Origin of the sequence: Corynebacterium dentalis (assembly GCF_900232865.1) — a bacterium.
GTDB lineage: Bacteria > Actinomycetota > Actinomycetes > Mycobacteriales > Mycobacteriaceae > Corynebacterium > Corynebacterium dentalis.
Window position 1 is genome coordinate 38071 of sequence record NZ_OCTS01000005.1, and the last position, 19198, is coordinate 57268.

12 protein-coding genes are annotated in these 19198 nt (G+C 58.4%); 6 read left to right on the forward strand and 6 right to left on the reverse strand.

Features of this window, described 5'->3' with window-relative positions; translation table 11 throughout:
- The first annotated feature begins 68 nt into the window (after window positions 1-68).
- Window positions 69-1535, forward strand: a complete 1467-nt coding sequence (hflX, locus tag CS919_RS06155; protein ID WP_099298624.1) for a GTPase HflX — start codon at window positions 69-71, stop codon at window positions 1533-1535.
- A gap of 105 nt (window positions 1536-1640) precedes the next feature.
- Entirely contained in the window at window positions 1641-2891 is a 1251-nt protein-coding gene (locus CS919_RS06160; protein WP_234990857.1) for a uracil-xanthine permease family protein, read from the forward strand.
- 30 nt (window positions 2892-2921) lie between these two features.
- On the opposite strand, the gene CS919_RS06165 is transcribed toward CS919_RS06160, so the two are convergent.
- Both CS919_RS06165 and lexA read right to left on the reverse strand, forming a co-directional pair.
- Window positions 2922-3737, reverse strand: a complete 816-nt coding sequence (locus CS919_RS06165) for a DeoR/GlpR family DNA-binding transcription regulator (protein WP_099298825.1) — start codon at window positions 3735-3737, stop codon at window positions 2922-2924.
- A 47-nt stretch (window positions 3738-3784) separates the two neighbouring features.
- On the reverse strand, window positions 3785-4552 hold the full coding sequence (lexA, locus tag CS919_RS06170; RefSeq protein WP_099298626.1) for a transcriptional repressor LexA: 768 nt from the start codon (window positions 4550-4552) through the stop codon (window positions 3785-3787).
- A 773-nt stretch (window positions 4553-5325) separates the two neighbouring features.
- Here lexA and nrdR point away from each other — a divergent pair.
- Window positions 5326-5781 (forward strand): transcriptional regulator NrdR, encoded by a 456-nt coding sequence (nrdR, locus tag CS919_RS06175; protein WP_099298826.1) that lies wholly within the window; start codon window positions 5326-5328, stop codon window positions 5779-5781.
- Between the two features lie 51 nt (window positions 5782-5832).
- On the opposite strand, the gene hrpA is transcribed toward nrdR, so the two are convergent.
- Window positions 5833-9924 carry an ATP-dependent RNA helicase HrpA gene (gene hrpA, locus CS919_RS06180; RefSeq protein WP_268803748.1) on the reverse strand — a complete coding sequence of 1364 codons (4092 nt, stop codon included), beginning with the start codon at window positions 9922-9924 and terminating at the stop codon, window positions 5833-5835.
- A 118-nt stretch (window positions 9925-10042) separates the two neighbouring features.
- Here hrpA and CS919_RS06185 point away from each other — a divergent pair, with 118 nt between their 5' ends.
- Both CS919_RS06185 and CS919_RS06190 read left to right on the forward strand, forming a co-directional pair.
- A complete protein-coding gene (locus CS919_RS06185) occupies window positions 10043-12142 on the forward strand; it encodes a neutral/alkaline non-lysosomal ceramidase N-terminal domain-containing protein (protein WP_234990851.1) in 2100 nt (699 codons plus the stop codon).
- 20 nt (window positions 12143-12162) lie between these two features.
- Window positions 12163-13134: a hydrogen peroxide-inducible genes activator gene (locus CS919_RS06190; protein ID WP_099298628.1), complete on the forward strand. Its 972-nt coding sequence runs from the start codon at window positions 12163-12165 to the stop codon at window positions 13132-13134.
- Between the two features lie 12 nt (window positions 13135-13146).
- Here the strand turns inward: CS919_RS06190 and CS919_RS06195 are convergent, their stop codons facing one another.
- On the reverse strand, window positions 13147-15717 hold the full coding sequence (locus CS919_RS06195) for a DEAD/DEAH box helicase (protein ID WP_099298629.1): 2571 nt from the start codon (window positions 15715-15717) through the stop codon (window positions 13147-13149).
- On the reverse strand, window positions 15717-16820 hold the full coding sequence (locus tag CS919_RS06200) for a PAC2 family protein (protein ID WP_099298630.1): 1104 nt from the start codon (window positions 16818-16820) through the stop codon (window positions 15717-15719). Before CS919_RS06200 ends, CS919_RS06195 begins: the two co-directional genes overlap by 1 nt.
- Before the next feature lie 142 nt (window positions 16821-16962).
- Here CS919_RS06200 and CS919_RS06205 point away from each other — a divergent pair, with 142 nt between their 5' ends.
- Window positions 16963-18216, forward strand: coding sequence for a DUF4192 domain-containing protein (locus CS919_RS06205; protein ID WP_143341763.1), 1254 nt, complete (start codon window positions 16963-16965; stop codon window positions 18214-18216).
- Here CS919_RS06205 and galE read toward each other — a convergent pair.
- Complete coding sequence (gene galE, locus CS919_RS06210) at window positions 18170-19195, reverse strand: UDP-glucose 4-epimerase GalE (RefSeq protein ID WP_099298632.1); 1026 nt, start codon at window positions 19193-19195, stop codon at window positions 18170-18172. The two genes, CS919_RS06205 and galE, sit on opposite strands and share 47 nt — an antisense overlap.
- Window positions 19196-19198 lie beyond the last annotated feature (3 nt).

Here is a 19198-nt window from a genome sequence, read left to right on the forward strand (position 1 = left end):
TCATCCACCATAACGCTTAGCCCAAGAAGTTTACTTTTCCGCAGGTGAACGTGTTAGATGGAAAGGCAATGACAGAAAATTTTCCTGATCTCGAATTCAACGAAACCTCTGGCTCTAGCGCCACGCCCACCGTCGGTGAACTTGATCTCGAGCAGCGCTCGAGTTTGCGTCGACTCACACGAGGCGTCAACACGTACACCGACGAACAATCAGACGGTTACGACGTCGAGTACCGCAAACTCCGCCTGGAGAAAGTGGTCCTTGTAGGCGTGTGGACCGAGGGCACGGTAGCCCAGATCGAAGCCCGATTGGCAGAGCTGAGAGCGCTGGCGGAAACCGCGGGCTCGGACATCGTGGACATGCTCTACCAAAAGCGAGACAAGCCAGATTCCGGCACCTACATCGGTAGCGGAAAGGTCAACGAACTCAAGACCATCGTGATGGAATCCGGTGCGGACACCGTGATCTGCGATGGTGAGCTGTCACCTGGCCAGATGATCGCGCTTGAAAAGGCCTTGGACGTCAAGGTGATTGACCGCACCATGCTAATCCTGGACATTTTCGCTCAGCATGCGAAGTCCAAGGAAGGTAAGGCGCAGGTCGCGCTTGCCCAGATGGAGTACCTGATCACTCGAGTACGTGGTTGGGGCGGCGCGTTGTCTCGCCAGGCTGGTGGACGAGCAGGCTCCAACGGCGGCGTGGGTTTGCGTGGTCCCGGTGAGACGAAGATCGAGGCAGACCGTCGACGTCTGCGGATGGACATGGCCAAGCTGCGCAAGGAGATTGCGGGGATGAAAACCTCCCGCGAGATCAAGCGCGAACGGCGCGATGCCGCGGCGATTCCACAGGTGGCCATCGCGGGCTACACCAATGCAGGAAAATCTTCGCTAATTAACTCTTTGACAGGCGCTGGCGTGTTGGTGGAAGACGCCCTGTTCGCCACGCTGGATCCCACTACTCGCCGGGCGAATCTGCGCGACGGCCGGGCGGTGGTCTTCACCGACACCGTGGGGTTTGTTCGTCACCTACCCACACAGTTGGTGGAGGCATTCCGCTCCACGTTGGAGGAAGTGCTGGCTGCGGACGTGGTGCTGCACGTGGTGGATGGCTCTGATCCCTTCCCCTTGGAGCAGATTGTTGCCGTGAACAAGGTCATTGGGGACATCGTGGAGGAGACGGGACGCCCTGCGCCGCCGGAAATCCTGGTGGTCAACAAGATCGATGCCGCGGATCCATTTGTGCTTGCGGAGCTGCGTCACCGTCTCGATGACGTGGTGTTTGTCTCAGCCCACACTGGCGAGGGCATCGAGGAACTGGAGACTCGGCTAGAGCTGTTCCTGAATAGTTTGGATGCGCATGTTCACCTGCGCGTTCCGTTCACCCGCGGGGATGTTGTGGCACGTGTGCACGAGCTGGGCACGGTGCTCAGTGAGGATTACGACGATGCCGGCACGCTCATTGAGGTGCGCCTGCCTGCGTCGCTGGCCGGAGACTTGAAAGAGTTTTTGGTAGATACGGACCCTGATACGGAATAATTGCTCCGCGTGAGCACTCCGCAAAAACCTGTCGAGACAGGAACAACTCCAGCAAGTACCCGTGGCAGATTCTTTGGATGGGAACTCCACGGTGATGGCCGCACGATCCGCCCGGGCAGTGTGGTGACGCCCGAGCAGCGACTTTCGTGGGGCCGAACCATTGGCATCGGAATGCAGCACGTGGTGGCCATGTTTGGCGCCACGCTGCTGGTTCCTACGTTGACCGGGTTTCCCGTGAACACCACGCTGCTGTTCTCTGGCGTGGGAACAATCCTGTTTCTGTTGGTCACCCGGAACCGACTCCCGTCCTATTTGGGCAGTTCCTTCGCGTTCATCGCCCCGCTTTCGGCGTCACAAGCGCACGGTTTCGCCGCGCAGCTCGGAGGCATTGTTGCAGCCGGGTTGCTGTTGTTCCTCATTGGTGCGGTGACTCACTGGGCGGGTTCTCGTGTTATCGACGCCATCATGCCGCCCGTGGTGACCGGAGCGATCGTCGCGTTGATCGGTCTGAACTTGGCTCCGACAGCGATCGACAACTTTGAAGCCCAGCCACTGATTGCCTTTGTGACTACGTTGGCGATCGTGCTGTTCACCGTGATGGGCCGCGGGATGGTTGGACGGCTGAGTATTCTGCTCGGAGTGATTGTGGGCTGGGCATTTGCATTCATGGCAGGTGGAATTTCGGCGGAGTCCAAGGAGTCTGTGAACGCTGCGAGCTGGGTGGGGCTGCCACACTTTGCTACTCCCGAGTTCCATCTAGCTGCGGTGGCTGTGACCTTGCCGGTAGTGGTGGTTTTGTTGGCAGAAAACATCGGTCACGTGAAGGCTGTATCCACCATGACAGGGCGGAACTTGGATGACCTTGCTGGACGAGCATTGATGGCAGACGGCGCATCCACGATGTTTGCTGGTGGGTTCGGCGGTTCCGGTACCACTACTTACGCAGAGAATATCGGTGTCATGGCTGCCACCAAGGTGTATTCCTCTGCGGCGTATTGGGTGGCTGCGTTCACTGCCATTGCGTTGGCTTTTATCCCGAAGTTCGGGGCTGCCATCTTGACGATTCCAGTCGGTGTATTGGGTGGGGCAACGATCGTCTTGTACGGAATGATTGGGCTGCTGGGAGTGCGCATTTGGCAGGACAACAACGTTCGTCTCACGGATCCAGTCAATCTCACAGCGGCATCCGTCGCCATCATCGCCGGCATTGGAAATCTAACGTTGACGGTAGGCAGCGTTCAGCTGGAGGGCATTGCGTGGGGTTCGGTTGGCATCATTGTGGGCTATCCAGTGATGCGTTGGCTTTACGATCACGTGGGGGATGGCCGATACGTCAATACGGCACGCGCGGAATAGTCGTGGTGGCGACTGCTGAATACCGGGTGGCTACTTTTTAGCGAAGGCTACAGAAACTCCAGCATTCTCTAGTGCGGCGACGTAGGACTCGTGTGGTTGTAGGTCAGTGACAACGGTGCTGATGTCTTCAATAGCAGCGAAGCTGACTAAGTAATCCAGCCCGAACTTTGTGGCATCTACGAGGGCTATGACGTGCTCGGCGTGTGTGACCATGGCGCGTTTCACAGCGCCCTCTTCTTCATCAGGGGTGGAGAGCCCGTGATTTAGGGTAAGAGCGTTGGTGCCTACAAATGCCACATCAGCTCTGAGAACTGCGATGGTTTGAGTGGCGATATTGCCTACGACCGCTTGCGCCTGTGGGCGTACTTTGCCGCCGAGAAGCTGGATATCGAAGTATTCGGAATCTGCCAGAGTTTTGGCGATGGGTAGTGAATTCGTGATCAGCTTGTAGGGAGGAACATAACCGCTGGTAGGGGCGTGGGGGATGCTCTCTAGTCCCGAGGTGGCGAGAGCTTCTGCCATGAGAGCGGTAGTGGTTCCTCCGTCGAGAAACAAGGTGCGGCCAGGAGGCGGAAGTAGCTCGAGAGCTCTGCGAGCAATACGCCGTTTAGCGTCGAGCGCAGATTGGGCGCGCGATTCGAATGGGGTGAATTCCGTGCGGTAGTTCTGTGACGGGACCGCGCCACCGTGTACTCGGCGAATTCCGCCTTGTGCATCGAGTGTGGCCAGGTCGCGCCGAATTGTTTCTGCCGTGACGCCAAACTTCTCCGCGAGCTCAATTACCGTGACGCGACCCTTAACGGCGGTCAACGACAATATTTGCCGGCGACGTTCAGTGGACCGCAACGGCATGGGCGGACGACCTTTCTCCTAGGGCTAATCGATTACCTCGTCTAGATCTTACGGAGGACGGCGACGACCTTGCCCAAGATCTCCGCCTCTTCAGCAGGAATTGGTTCGAACAGATCGTTGTGGGGGAGCAGCCACAATCCGTCTTCGTTCTTGTGCCATTCCTTAACGGTGGCGTCTCCATCAATCATCGCGGCCACAAAATCGCCCAGTTCTGCGACCTTTTGGGACTTGACGACGACCCAGTCTCCATTGAAGATGCCGGCATCTCGCATGGATTCACCGACAACCTGCAGGAGGAAAAGTTCTCCACTGCCCACGAGTTCATTTGGGAGGGGGAAGACCGCTTCTACGTTTTCCTCAGCCAATATCGGAGAACCAGCGGCGATCTGACCGACGACGGGAACATACGAGGCTTCAGGGCGCGCATCACTGGCTTCAGTGGCGGTTTCGCTTGGCTTAGACCGTCCTGGGGATGATTCATATCCGCGAACATCAACTGCACGCGGCTTCTTGTCTTCTCGGCGAAGCAGCCCCTTCTCCTCGAGCTGGGTCAAGTGATAGGACACCGACGAAGTGGACTGCAGACCAACGGCCTCTGCAATTTCGCGGATGCTTGGGGGGTAGCCACGCAGCACCTTGGAATCAGTGATGACTTCTAGAATGCGCCGCTGGCGCTCACTGAGAGAATCGCGACCCTTTCCCTTGGCGCTTGCCGCCTTATCTGCTGCGGACTTACGGGGTCGGCCTGGCTTGCGGCGGGCCTCGGGTGCGACGGGCTGCTCATCTCCGGCGGAAGAAAGTGGACTCATGTGTGCTCCTTGAAGATTTCGACGTGGTTCTCACCCTACCTCATCAACGTCACTTAGTCTGGTTCATCTGTTCGAAAAAGCTTGGAAAATGAATGGACAGTTTAGAACGGGCGTGCTATTTTTCCATTAAGGCATGAAATCGAACGTTCGTACCAAAGGCGTTCAGTGTTCGATTAAATCCACTCTGGTTGTCTAGCCGGTGAGTTTAATGATCTTCGTGCCTGTTCGGATGGCTCGCAGGTAGTCGATGGCCGCACTGGTCGTGAGAATTACATGCGTGAGCTAGCCGAAGTGGCAAATGCATGAAATCACCGAGGTTTGTCCTCATGACGATTGTTTGAGAAGAAAGAAGGCCAATATGACTACTGCGCTGACTCGCCCGGATTCCCGTTCTGTTCGTACTGCACGTGCAGAGCGTATCGTGTCGTCGATCCCCGCACAGAGCGGTTCTACCATCAGTCCACCTCGGGAATCTTTCCCGGACCTTCTTGTTCCGAAAGTTCCTGAATCCACGCAGCGTTCGAACACCCATGGGCAGGGAAGGGCGATCGTTCCTTCACGAGCGCGTGTTCGTAGGAGCGAGCGTCTGGTGGAAGATTCTTCTGCAGCGTTCGATAACGCATCATCTAGGTTCTTGGAACGATGGACGCAGAATGTAAAGAAGTTCGTTACCTCTCTAGGTGGTATGTCCCTTTCGGTGGGGACCATGGTTCTGACTATGGGTTTGAGCCCGCTATTCCTTTAAACGCTGCATCGGGACTAGCATGAGTGGCGTGCTGTGCCCTTCTTGTAGTTCCCAACAGTCGCGTGTAGTTGATTCCCGAACCGTGGAAAGCGGTGTCGCGATTCGCCGTCGTCGAGAATGTCTCGAATGTGAAACCCGTTTTACCACCGTGGAACGCTCCATTTTGCTGGTTACTAAGCGCAGCGGGGTGACAGAAGAATTTAGCCGCGAGAAAATGATCAAAGGCGTTCGCCGGGCATGCCAGGGTCGTGATGTGTCAGATGATGCACTTAAGAGACTGGCCCACGAAGTAGAGCAGAACGTTCGCGCTGTTCACGGTTCACAAGTGCAGGCCAACCAAATTGGCCTCGCGATTCTGGAACCTCTAAGGAACCTGGATGCAGTGGCCTATCTCCGCTTCGCCTCTGTGTACAAGTCCTTCGATAGCGCAGAGGATTTTGAGCAGGAGATCGAATCACTCCGCGCTCACCGCGCCCGTAGCTAGCTAAGATGCAGAGCTCAGCACTGAATCTTCCGAGGCCTTGAAGCACAACCCCTAGCGAATCTTGTCGAGTGCCTTCTTAATCCTCTGGACAGATACCGAGCGTGCAGTACCCAAGTTTTGCGCAAACAAGCTGACCCTGAGCTCTTCAATCATCCAGTGGATCTCCTTGATCTGCGGAGAAGCCGCTCGCGCCTCAGGCAATCTATCCAGGGTCTTAGCCAGGTATCTTTCCGCGTCTAAGACTTGCCCGTCCAGCACTTCTTCCTTGTCCGGATCAGTCTCCATCAGGTCCAACCTGGCCTGCATGGCAGCCACGTACCGCGGAACATGCCTAAGCTGAGCAACCCCATGGCGCGCCACGGCATGAGATCCCACATAGAAATCCAGTTGCTGACGCATTGCCTCTATGGGCTCGCCACTCCACTCCCTTAGTTCCTCGGCCATGTCCGCAACCGCCAAAACTGCAGGTGCAACTTCCACCACAGCCTTTCGGACCCCAGTGGCACCCTGCTTCCGAGCAATTTTAATGACTTCTGCGCACCGGTCTGGATCTCGAATAACTGGTCCGTGCTCCTGCAAAATACTCTTGCACGTCACGGTGACAAGATCTTCCAACAGTGAGTCAAAGCCCACATACGGGAAATTCTCCAACGCAACGCGCTGTCGCAGCGGCAGGCCTTTGAGCATCTGTGCGCGCGAGACGGCTACCGTCTTCGTCATCATGGTCAAAACCGTCTTGAACTGCTGTGCAGCAGCCGCTTGCGGCGTGGGGAACGCTCGTAACACCACGCCCTTGTCCACGGAGACGATCGCGGGGTAGGCCACCACAGTCTGCCCATCGACGATGGTTTCTACCGTCTCTGGAACCGTCCCTATGTTTTCTGCATCCCAGTTGGCGGCGCGGGCCAGCACACCGCCAGTGGCAGCACCGCCGCGTCCTGAAGCGTTGCGTCCGCCAGGTTTACCCTGCGCAGAATTCTTATCTCGACCATTCCCGGACTTAGTCTTATCGCCACTTTTCGGCCTTCCGTGGCGACCATGAGAAGCTGCGTCGGCGGGATCGGGCGCATCAGATCCAGAACCCAGGCTGCGGGCTGCGGCTTGCGCAATAGCGTTGGTGACCTGAGAGGTGAGTCGCTGTTGGAGCGCAGCGACGTCGCGGTCCTGATCCACCACATGGCCTCGTCGATCAATGGCAGCCACGTTCATCCGCAGGTGGGATGGCACCTTGGACCAATCAAAGTCCGATGCGGAGATTCCACTGCCACCAAGTGACCGAAGCGCATCAGCCAGCGCTGCATCGATGGCTCCGTCGAAAGGCGTCATACGTTGCAGTGCGTGTTCCGCGAAGTCCGTAGCGGGCACCACGCTCCTGCGTAGTGGCTTGGGCAAGCTCTTAATCAGCGATACACACAGTTCCTTGCGCAGCCCGCTGACCAGCCACTGCGTGGCTTGGGAATCGACCGTAGCCAACAAGGGAAGTGGCACGCGCATGGTGATTCCGTCACGCGGGTCTCCCGGCTGGAAGACATAGCTGAGTTCGAACTCTAAGCTGCCCTGCTGCCACACGTCAGGGAACTCGTGGGCGGCTGTCGCCCCCTCAGCGGATTCGATTAGCGCATCGGCGGAAAAGTTCAGCAAACCGGCGTCGGTATGACGGGCCTTCTTCCACCACGCGTCGAAATGCCGAGCTGAGGTGACAGAGGCAGGGATCCGGGAATCGTAGAACCGGAACAGAGTGTCGTCGTCGACAATAATGTCCCGCCTGCGGGCCTTGTCTTCCAACAAGCTGGCCTCGTTCAACAACTCCTGGTTGTGATGGAAGAACTTGTGGCGCGTGGTCCAATCGCCTTCCACCAGGGCATTTCTGATGAACAGTTCGCGCGCCAGTGGTTTGTCGATTCGTCCCAGGTTGACGGTTCGGTCCGCAACCAGCGGCAATCCGAGCATCAAGACCTTTTCGTGGACCATCGCTGCGCCGCGAGAGCTAGACCAATGTGGTTCGGAATGCACAGTCTTGGTCATGTGTGGCGCGATGGTTTCCACCCACGCAGGATCAATTGGACCGGCCGTGCGCGCGAAAACCTGGGAGGTTTCCACCAGTTCGGCAGCCATGACCCACTGCGGTGGTTTTTTGGACAGCTGGGAACTGGGGTGGATGACGAAGTGCGTATTGCGCGTGCCAGTGAACTGCTTGGAGTTGCCTTCCCGCATGCCAATATTAGTCAGCAGGCCGGTGAGTACTGATTTGTGCACCGCGTCTTCATGGATGTTTTCTTCGTCGAAGTCCATGTCGCGCACGTGGGCAATGTTGGGGATGCTCCACGAGAGTTCCTGGATGACTGTCAGCAGCTGGCGCACCAAATCCATCCATTCGCGAGAGCGCATGTAGTGGATGAATTCGCTCTGGCAGAGCTTGCGGAACTGGTTGCCGCTGAGTTCCCGACGATTGTGCTGCAGGTAGTTCCAGAGCTTGAGCACGCTGATGAAGTCCGAGTCCGCACCGAAGCGGGCGTGCAGCTGGTCCGCCTTGCCTTGGTGTTCGAGCGGACGTTCCCGCACATCCTGAATGCTCAAGGAGGCCACAATCACCGCGACTTGTTCCAGAACGTTGTTGTGGTGGGCTGCCTCGAGCATGCGTGCCAACCGAGGATCGGTGGGAATGCGAGCCATATCGCGGCCAGTTTGGGTTAGTTCTTGTTGCCCGCCGGCCTGGTGCTTTTTTCCCGACGCCACCTTCAGCGCGCCCAGCTCGTGCAACAGCGCCACACCATCGCGGACGGACTTCTTATCGGGAGCTTGGAGGAAGGGAAACTCGTCGATATCCCCGAGACCCAGTGCGATCATGGAAAGAATGACGCTGGCCAGGTGCGTGCGAAGAATTTCCGGGTCGGTGAACTCCGGGCGAGCGTGGAAGTTTTCTTCCGAGTACAGGCGGATGGCGATGCCGTCTGCGGTTCGGCCACAGCGGCCGGATCGCTGCGTTGCACTAGCTTGGCTGATCTCTTCGACTGGGAGGCGCTGGACTTTTGTGCGGTGGGAGTAGCGGGAGATGCGTGCCAGGCCGGTATCCACCACGTAATGAATGCCGGGCACGGTCAGCGAGGTCTCCGCAATGTTGGTAGCTAGCACGATGCGTCGCTTACCACCAGGGGAGAAGACTCGATGTTGCTCGGCGTTGGAGAGTCTGCCGAATAGCGGGAGTATGTCGATCTGCTCGCCCCGGTTGTGGGGGAAGGCGGCGTGTAAGGCGTCTGCGGCATCGCGGATCTCTCGTTCTCCAGAGAAGAAGCAGAGGATATCGCCGGGGCCAGTCCGCACGAGTTCGCGGCAGGCTTCCACGAGACCGTCGAGAGGATCGACTTCCGTTTCCGTAATCTCGCCAGTCTTGTCGTTGAGATGCTCGCGAACCAGCGGCCGGTAGCGAACTTCCACCGGGTAAGTGCGACCGGACACTTCGATGATCGGCGCGGGCTTTCCTGCAGCATCGCAGAAGTGCTCTGCGAATGCCTGGGGGTTGATGGTCGCGGAGGTGATGATCAGTTTGAGATCCGGGCGCTTGGGTAGCAACTGCTTGAGGTAGCCCAAGAGGAAGTCGATGTTGAGGCTGCGTTCGTGGGCTTCATCGATGATGAGTGTGTCGTAATCACGCAAGAGCCGGTCGCGTTGAATCTCATTGAGAAGCACACCGTCCGTCATGAGCTTGATGGCGGTGGACGAACTGATGTTGTCATCGAAGCGGATCTTGTAGCCCACCAGCTTTGCGTTCTCTGAACTGGAGGAGGTGAGTTCTTCATCGATACGCTCCGCGACGCTGCGGGCGGCGATACGGCGAGGTTGAGTATGACCTATGAGCTGGGAACGTCCACGACCGAGCTCGAGGCACATTTTCGGAATCTGGGTGGTCTTGCCGGATCCAGTTTCGCCCGCGATGATGACCACCTGGTTTTCAGAGATCGTCTTCATGATCTCTTCACGCCGCTCGCTGACCGGCAGTTGATCCGGAAAGCTAATGGGACCAATGGTGCGCACGGGGCGTGAGGGGCGGGACGAGCGACCTCTCCGACGTTTACGACGTTGGGGACCGGACGTGCCGCGGGGGTGTCCGTCATGTCGTGGTTTGTCGCTATTGGGGGTACTCACCAAAAAGATTCTAACAAGTGGCCTGCGGGCTTCTTCATTTCCGCCCCACGCTCGACTCTCGTTTGTTTAGTATTGCCTAGCTAATGAATATCTAATTCGAAGAAAGTGAACGACGCTGATGGTTAAAGACACCATGGGGCAGTCCCGCACGCACACCGAAGCCACTCTGGCTCAAGCCACCGAGGTAGCGGGAAGCGTGTTCAATTCCCCGTTTTCCCGCCGCATCTTTTTCGCTGGGATGGCCGCAATCAGCGGCAGCGTGCTGTGGTCTTCCATCTCCCAAAGAGCCGCCGGGGCGCAATCTGGAGGATCCCTCGAAGTTGGCCGTGGCATGGCAGACATGACTGGAGAGCCGTGGGGCGCGGGAATGAATGGGTATGCCGTGCTGGAGCAATCGTCCATTGGGCTACAGCGTCGTCAATATGCACGTTCGTTCATCTTCGTGGACCCCGATAGCGGGCAGCGAGTGGTGCACTGCACAGCGGATGTGGGCCTGATGTTTCAGTCCATTCACCTAGAAGTGTTGCGGCGGTTAAAGGCAAAGTTCGGCGACTTGTACGGCCAGCACAACGTGCTGCTGCACGCCCAGCACACGCACATTGCCCCGGGTGGTACCTCTGCCCACCTCATGGTGGACATCACTGTGGGCGGATTCCGTCCCATCACTTTTGAGGCCAACGTCTCAGGCATTGTAGATTCCATCGTGCGTGCGCATGACGATATTCAGCCCTCAGACATCACCCTGTCCCGTGCCGAGGTGCATAACGCCAGCGTGAATCGCTCACGAGAGGCCTTCGACAAGAACCCGCAGGAAGACAAAGACGTATTCCCGGAGGGCATCGATCCAGCGGCAACAACGCTGCGCATCCATCGTGGTGACAAGACCGTGGGCTTTATCAACTGGTTCGCTGTGCACCCCACGAGCAACGGACACACGTACCGTCACGTCGGTACAGATAACAAGGGCTATGCCGCATGGGCCACCGAAGAAGCGCTCGGCGTGGATCACCAACATCCAGAGAATGCTACATTCGTAGCCGCATTCGCCAATTCCTCCCCAGGAGACATCACTCCAAACCTCGGGCTCACGCCTGATAGTGGACCGGGAGTCAACTCCATGGACTCCGCGCGCATCATCGGCGAGCGGCTGATGGGTGGCATCGCGGGATCCAGCGACATCCCCGGAATCTCTGGTGGAGGGGTCAGCGGCATCTATCGGTGGATGGACATCTCAAACCAGCAGGTCGACGGAAAATGGACCCCGGATGGCAAACCGGGCAAGACCAGCCCGGCCATCCTCGGCGCCGCCTTTGCCGCGTCCTCGCAGGAAGACGGCGGTGGCGAACCTCTGCTGGGCTTCCAAGAGGGTGAGCGAGGCGGCACACCGTGGGTCGAGCAAGTGGGCAAAGTCGTGGTTCCTCCGCAGATGCATGAGATCCATGATCCGAAAGAAATGTTGCTTCCCGTCGGCTTCATCCCCGGCATGCTGCAGCAGGTCTTCCCGTTCTACATTCATCGGATCGGTGGACTCGTGCTCATCTCTCACGGATTTGAGGCCACTATCGTGTCTGGACTGCGGCTGCGCCGAGTGGTTGCCGAGACTTTGAATGTGCCCTTGGACACGGTCATTTCCCAGGGATACGTCAACTCTTACGGGCACTACGTCACCACTCCAGAGGAGTATTCCACTCAGAACTATGAAGGTGGAGCCACCGCCTTCGGAAGGAACCAACTCCCAGCGATGCAACAGATTTTCCACGATCTGACGCAAGCCATGCACGAAGGCAAAGAGGTGCCAGTAGGTGGCCCGGCCGGGGATCTCACGGGACATATCCCTCCTGCACCGGGAGCCAACCCGTGGATGGACATCGCTCCCTTCGGCAAGAAGTTTGGCGATATCGTGCAACAGCCGGGCGTGGTGACGTCGGGAAACAGCGCCACCGCAAAATTTGTGGGCGCCAACCCAAACAACAACCTGCGCCACGGCGAAGGGTATTTGACCATCACCGATGAGGACGGCGCAGTGGTGGCCAACGATTCCAGCGAATCCACGCTCATTACCTTCGCGAACTCGTGGGGGAGTACCACCGTCACCGTCTCGTGGAATACCGCAGAGATGAAGCCAGGCAAGTACGCCTTGAGCTTCCGTGGTGATTCCAAGTCCATTGGCGGGCAACTCACGCCATATGAGGCGAAAACTACCATTACCGTGGTCTAACGCTTAGGTAGGGTGAAAGGGTGGTTTATAAAGACTTTCGGCCGACCTTCGCCCAGCTGCGAACTTTCGCGATCATCGCGGAGTTCAAGCATTTTGGTGCGGCAGCGCGACACTTGGGCATTTCCCAACCCTCGCTGTCGCAGGGGCTCGCGGCGTTAGAAACCGGACTGGGAGTGCAGCTCGTGGAACGCTCCACGCGCAAGGTGATCATCACACCCATCGGCAGAACCCTGTTGCCGTTTGCCCAGGCCACGCTGGAAAGCCTCGATGCGTTCGTGGGGCAGGCCCGCGGCGCACAAGGCGGACTGGTGGGGGATCTAATGGTGGGAATCATCCCGACCATCGCCCCATACCTGCTGCCGCATTTGCTGGGCCGGCTTCCCGAGGCCGCGCCGGAGCTGCAGCCGCAGATCGTGGAAGACAGAACTCACGCGCTGGAGGAGGGCTTGCGTTCCGGAAATCTGGAAGTAGCGGTACTCGGCGGTTCTGTGGATAGCACCACTTTTGATTCCATCGAGCTCTACGACGAAGAATTCGTGCTTGTGGTTCCGTACGATTCCCCGCTGGCGGGACGAACAGATTTGGCGCTCAGCGAGATCGCCGGGGAAAACATTCTTTTACTTGACGACGGACACTGCCTGACAGACCAAGTGGTGGACATTTGCCACGCGGTGGATATCCCTGTGGATCCCCGCACGGCGTTGACTCGAGCGGCCAGCCTGACCACCGTGATGCAACTAGTGGCGGCTGGTTTTGGAGCCACGCTGGTTCCCTTGAGCGCAGTGGCCGCTGAATGCCGCCGCCCACACCTGGCGTTTGCTCGCTTCGCCGGTGGAGCACACACCGCGAGCCGCTCCGTGGTTCTGGCGTTTCGTGCGAGCACCACGCGAACCAGTGACTACGCGGAGTTAAGCGAAATGCTCACAAGCGCGTATCGGGACGCGGAGGCGGAAAGCCACGAATTTCTCGAATCCCATGGTTTGGCGCGCTAGTTCCACAGGCTGCTAGCCCTGGATTATGCGCAGCGCACGCAATCGCACTTCGCCAGCTTCATCGGTAGCTGCGAGGTCAACCTCTCCCTCGAAAGCCCAACCGTGGTCCTTCTCTGGGTCATCTAAGGTTTGCCGGACCAACCACAGGTTGTTGTCTGGCCCATCCCAGCCTTGACCGCGTTGGATGCGGATCATCGCGCCCGAACGCGCATCAGCATCGAGTCCGAGGTCGGCGTACTCCTCGAAGTAATCGTCCATCGCAGCGGGCCACTCTGGTGGGGAATCCATATAGTCGTCCAATGCAGCCAGCGTGTTTTCGCGCTCGAAGGCGAACAGCTCCACGTGCCTGAAGAACAAGTTGCGCACCATAGTCGTCAAGGCACGCGGGTTGGAGGACAGCAAGGACGCATCTTCCACGCCAAATGCGATCTCAGCCACTTGCTCTTCGGTGAGCGGCGTATCTTCGTCGCCCATCGTCGCCCACTCTTCGATGAGTGAGGAGTCCACCTGTCGGATCAGCTCGCCAAGCCACACGATGACGTCTTCCAACTGCTCCGTGCGGTGCTTGGCGGGCACAGAGTGATCGAGTGTCTTCCATGCATCCGTGAGATAGCGCAGCAGCACGCCTTCGGACCGGGCCAGGCCATAGGTGGCAATGAAGTCTGAGAACGTCATCGCCTTATCAATCATGTCCCGGACGATGGACTTCGGGCTGATATCGAAATCTCGGGCCCACGGGCTGCCTTCACAAAACATCTCGAAGGCATTTTCGAGGTGCTCTTCCAAGGGCTTGGGCCACGTGACTTCTTCCAGCAGCGCCATGCGTTCGGTATAGTCCACGCCTTCGGCCTTCAGCGTTGCGATTTCTTCGGATTTCGCGGCCTTCATCTGGGCGGTCAGAATCTGTCGCGGGTCATCCAGCACGGCTTCGAACGTGCTGATGATGTCCATCGTGTACGTGTCCGATTCGGGATCAAGAAGATCTAATGCGGCCAAGGCAAAGGGAGACAGTGGCTGATTGAGAGCAAAATTGACCGGCATATCCTCTGTCAGCCGCGCGTTCTTTCCGGTCGGAGTCTGTGGGTCGTCGTATTCTTCGACGACGCCAGCCCGCAGCACGCCACGGTAGAGCTCGATGATCCGGTGAATGGAGGCGTTTTGCTTCGTCCGCGTATCGTGATTGCCACGAATGAGGTGACGCAACGCGCCATATGTCCCTTCGGGACGTGCCACGACGTTCAACAGCATTGAGTTGCTGACGTGGAATTGGCTGACTAATTCCTCGGGCTCTGCGGTGGTCAGGCGCTCAAATGTCTTTTCCGACCACGTCGCACGGCCCTCCGGGGCGGCCTTCTTGCGAAGCTTCTTTAGCTTCGTCGGATCGGAGCCCGCACGCTGACGGAGGCGGAAGTTTTCCACCTCGTGCTCGGGCGCCTGAACCACCACGGTTCCCTGCGTGTCGTAGCCCGCGCGTCCGGCACGTCCGGCGATCTGGTGAAATTCGCGGGACTTCAAGATGCGATGTCGGATACCGTCGTACTTCGCCAGCTCGGCAAACAACACCGTGCGGATGGGCACATTGATGCCCACGCCGAGGGTGTCTGTACCGCAAATGACCTTGAGCAGGCCCTGTTGAGACAGTCTCTCCACCAGGCGACGATACTTCGGCAACATACCCGCGTGGTGGATGCCGATACCCTTGCGCAGCAGCTTAGACAGCACCTTGCCGAAGGCGGACGTAAAGCGGAAATCACCGATCGCCTCGGCAATCTGTTGCTTCCGTTCGGCATCGATCATCGACACGCTGGTCAGCGCCTGGGCGTGCTCGGCAGCCTCTCGCTGGGTGAAATGCACGATGTAGATCGGGGCGAGGCCTGCGTCGAGAAGACTCTCCACCGTCTCGTGGATCGGCGTGTAGACGTACTGGAATTCCAGGGGGACAGGGCGGACGCTGCCCGTGACGTGGGTGGTGGTGCGGCCGGTGCGGCGGGTGAGGTCTTCCTGCAGCCATTGCGTGTCGCCGAGCGTGGCGCTCATCAGCAGGAACTGGACGTTCGGAAGTTCTAAAAGCGGTACTTGCCACGCCCAACCGCGATCGGGTTCGGAGTAGTAGTGGAACTCGTCCATGACCACTTGGTCGATGCGGGCATTCGCGCCGTCGCGGAGCGAAATGTTGGCAACGATCTCCGCAGTAGCGCAGATGATGGGAGCGTTGCCGTTGACGGTCGCATCGCCGGTCATCATGCCGACGTTTTCCGGGCCGAACGTCTGGCACAGGTCGAAGAATTTCTCGCTGACCAGGGCTTTGATGGGGGCGGTGTAGAAGCTGCGCTGTTTGCGTGCCAGCGCCACGAAGTGCGCGGCGATCGCCACCATGGATTTGCCCGAACCGGTTGGCGTGGCCAGGATGACGTTGTCCTCCGCGACAAGCGCCGTGGCTGCCTCTTGCTGGGCAGGGTAGAGGGTGATTCCACGGTCCCTGGTCCATCCGAGAAAAGATTCCAGAATGGCATCGTCGACCAGGCTTTCTGGAACTTCCTCGATGTCCGGGAGTAGACGAGCGAGGTCAGCGGCAACGCCCACTAACTGTCCTCATTTCCTTCTTCTCGACGCCAAGCTTGATCTTCCTCAGTACTTTCCGCCGAGTCTTCCTGCTCGGAGTCATTCTGCTCAGCGGCACCGCCAGATCCCTGGGATTCAGCTTGTTCCCCTGGACTCGTGGACATTTCGGCGAGGAACGCCTCAAACTCTGCGCCTAGTTCGTCTCCCGTAGGAATGTCTTCACCGGGTGCCAGAAGGTTGTTCTCCCGACGCTTGCGCTGGCGCTCTGCCTCCAGATCGTACTGCTGCTCCAGAGCGCCCACGATCGCGGCGATCTCTTGGTTTTCTTCCACCTGATCAGCAAGTTGGCGCTTCATGCGGTCGATGTCAGCGTCCAAAGCTCCCAGTGGAATCTCGCGCTCAGTGACCTTGCCCGCGGCGGAAAGCAGTGCCCGGGTAGCCTCTGGGTAGTCCGAAGCGGAGATGTAGTGCGGAACGTGCGCAGTCACGCCGACGGTCTCGATGCCGGCCTTTTTCAGGTTCAGCTCGATCTCCAAAGCCGCCGAACCAGGAATGATCATGCGTGCTTCCCACGTGTGGAAGTCCTTGACTAAGGAGCGATCCGAGGCGTGGGCGCTGATCATCAGTGGGCGAGTGTGCGGCACCGTCATGGGTGCGGCATACAGAGTGACCACGCGGTCTACGGAGCAGCGCTTGGCCAGGTCCACCACGGAACGGCTGAACGTTTCCCATTTGAGATCCGGTTCTGGCCCGGAAAGCAGCAGGAAGGGGCGGTCTTCTGTGTCCTTGACCAGATTCAACGTGAGTGCCAAGCTCTCCCGATCTGCCACGCTGGAGTGATCCAAGGTCACGCTGGGACGACGAGAGCGGTAGTCGATCAACTCATCCACATTGAACGAGGCAACGGGGCTGTGGTCCAAGGCCTGCAGGAGGTGAGTAGAGGCCTGGTTGATGGCTTGACCAGCATCAGCGTAGCCCTCAAGAGCCACGACCATCGGAAGGGATTCTTGCTGCCCGTGAGTAGACAGCGGACCAGGGAATTCCAATTCATACATGGAATCCTTTTTGCGTCCGTTGTCTGGTTGGTTGTAGCGATCAAATGCCGGGCGATCATTGGTGGTCATGCTGGCGCTCCCTTCTCGCTCAGGTATTTGTCTAGGTTAGCAGCCGTATCGGACGACTATTCACAGCTTGAGGGTTATCCACACCGTGCTGGGAAAACCCATTCTGCTTCCCACTGCGGGAAAGCGATGCGGGATGTGATCCGTGGAAGATAACCCCATGACGTTCTTCGATGACACTTCATCCAACACCACCACCGACCCCGATATTCCGCACCACCCGATTCTTATCGGATCCGATCCCGGAGCAATCTTCGCCGCACTTCCCTCCATGATGGGCTTCGTCCCAGATCGTTCACTGATCATCGTGGGAATCATCCCAGAGGCTCCACATTCCACACGCTTCCGAGTAGGACCTGTGGTGCGTGCAGATCTCGCCGAAGAATCTATTGACGATGCCGTGCGCGCAATGGATCACGCTCTGTGTGACATGGAGGACGTTCGTGCGTTGCTGTACTGCGTGCACCCGCACCGAGACGTGGCGGAAGAGTACTCAGAGTGTGCCGACCAGATCCTCGACGATCGAGACATGCGGGTACTCGGATCCTGGTGGGCAACAGCGATTGAAACTGGGGCTACGTGGATCGACCTAGAGTCCGAGGAAACTGGTGAGATTGCACCTCTGACGGACAACCCCATGCATTCGCACAGTGCAGTACATGGAGCCAAGGTGTTTTCGAGCCGAGCCGAGCTCGATCACTGGTTGGATCCTACGACGAACATCCAGCCCCTCTACGCACGGACGTTTGTGGACTCCGGGGAATCAGAAAAAGAATCTCTAGCCATTGTGCGCGATGCCATCACCGTTATGGAGTCCATTACCGAGATTGTTCGCGGTGAAGCTGCCCTGGAACAGGCCTGTACCCGCCGCAAGGTACTGCTGGCAATCGCAGCGTTATCTCGTGACGAGCGCCTGCATCCACTGCTGGTGACGTTGAGCGTGGGGGACCGGGCGCCCATTGTGCGAGAACTGCTGGCGGAAACGGCGCGCAAGACGCGCACTCAAGTCAGGCGTAGAATCCTGGCGCTTTTGTCCACGGTGCTGGCCGGCAACGGGGAAGGCATGCCAGCGTTCCACACGTTGCAGCGCTGTGGGGAAGAACTGCGCAGGCCAAGCAGGGCGGGGGAGATCGATGCACTGACCACGCTCATGCGTGGCCATCTATGGCAGGGCCACATGGAAGGCAAGAGCAAAGCCCAGATGATCCGGGTTGCCGAACATGGAGTATTTTGGGCCATCAACTGGGGCTTGCCGGACGAAGCGGAAACGACTGAACGCTTGCGTCGAGAATTCACACAGCACTACGCGACGTTCCTCAACTGTTTGGAACAGGCCGTCGACTGGGACGCGTTTAGTGCTTGCGTGCCGAGTGTGCCTGATCTCCCAGATTCTGCGTGAAGGCCCACGCATCAGAGACGATGGTGTGCAGATCAGAGCGAGATGGTTGCCAGCCCAACTCAGCGATGGCCTTCGCGCTAGAGGCGATGAGGGTGGCTGGGTCGCCCGCACGGCGAGGAGCCTCCACTGCAGGGATGGGGTGCCCGGTGACTTCGCGGCACGTGTCTACAACTTGCTTGACGCTGAATCCGTCTCCGCTGCCCAGGTTGAAGATTCTGTGGGCACCGGGAGTGTTGGAGGTTGCGGCCAAGATATGGGCATCCGCGAGGTCCCGGATGTGGATGTAGTCGCGCACTGCAGTGCCATCTTCGGTGGGCCAATCCGTACCGAACATGGAAATGTGCTCGCGATGCCCCAAGGCAACCTGCAAAACAAGGGGGATGAGGTGGGTTTCCACCTCGCGATTTTCCCCCACCGAACCGTATGCGCCAGCGACATTGAAGTAGCGCAAGCTGGTGGCGCCCAGCCCATAGGCAGCGGCGTAGCTGGTGATGATGCTATCGATCGTCAACTTTGATGCGCCGTAGGGATTCGTGGGCTGGGTGGGCATGTCCTCGGTGATGGGAACTTGCTCCGGCTCGCCGTAGCAGGCGGCCGTAGAGGAAAAGACGAGGTTGTTCACTCCATGTCCGCGCATGGAATCCAGCAGTTCCAGGGTGGTGACCACGTTGTGGTGCCAATACTCGGCAGGCTTTTCCACGGATTCGCCCACCAGGGAACGAGCCGCGAAGTGGAAAACGGCGGAGATATCTGAATTACCGAGAACCTCTTCAGCCACATCCCGGATATCGCCCTCTACGAACGTTGCCTCCGCGGGAATAGCGGACCGGTTACCCGTGGACAGATCGTCAACCACGGTCACTCGATAACCCAATTCCACCAAGACAGTGGCACAGACGCTGCCCACATAACCTGCGGCTCCAGTCACGAGGACGTGGCTGCCGGGAGCAAGTGAAGTGGAATCGGGAAGCGCAGTCATGCG

Excerpts from the sequence above, each read along its gene's own strand:
- CS919_RS06185 (WP_234990851.1), top strand. The coding sequence starts at position 10,043 with ATGGTTAAAGACACCATGGGGCAGTCCCGCACGCACACCGAAGCCACT.
- CS919_RS06200 (WP_099298630.1), bottom strand. The coding sequence starts at position 16,820 with ATGACCACCAATGATCGCCCGGCATTTGATCGCTACAACCAACCAGAC.
- galE (WP_099298632.1), bottom strand. The coding sequence starts at position 19,195 with ATGACTGCGCTTCCCGATTCCACTTCACTTGCTCCCGGCAGCCACGTC.
- lexA (WP_099298626.1), bottom strand. The coding sequence starts at position 4,552 with ATGAGTCCACTTTCTTCCGCCGGAGATGAGCAGCCCGTCGCACCCGAG.
- hflX (WP_099298624.1), top strand. The coding sequence starts at position 69 with ATGACAGAAAATTTTCCTGATCTCGAATTCAACGAAACCTCTGGCTCT.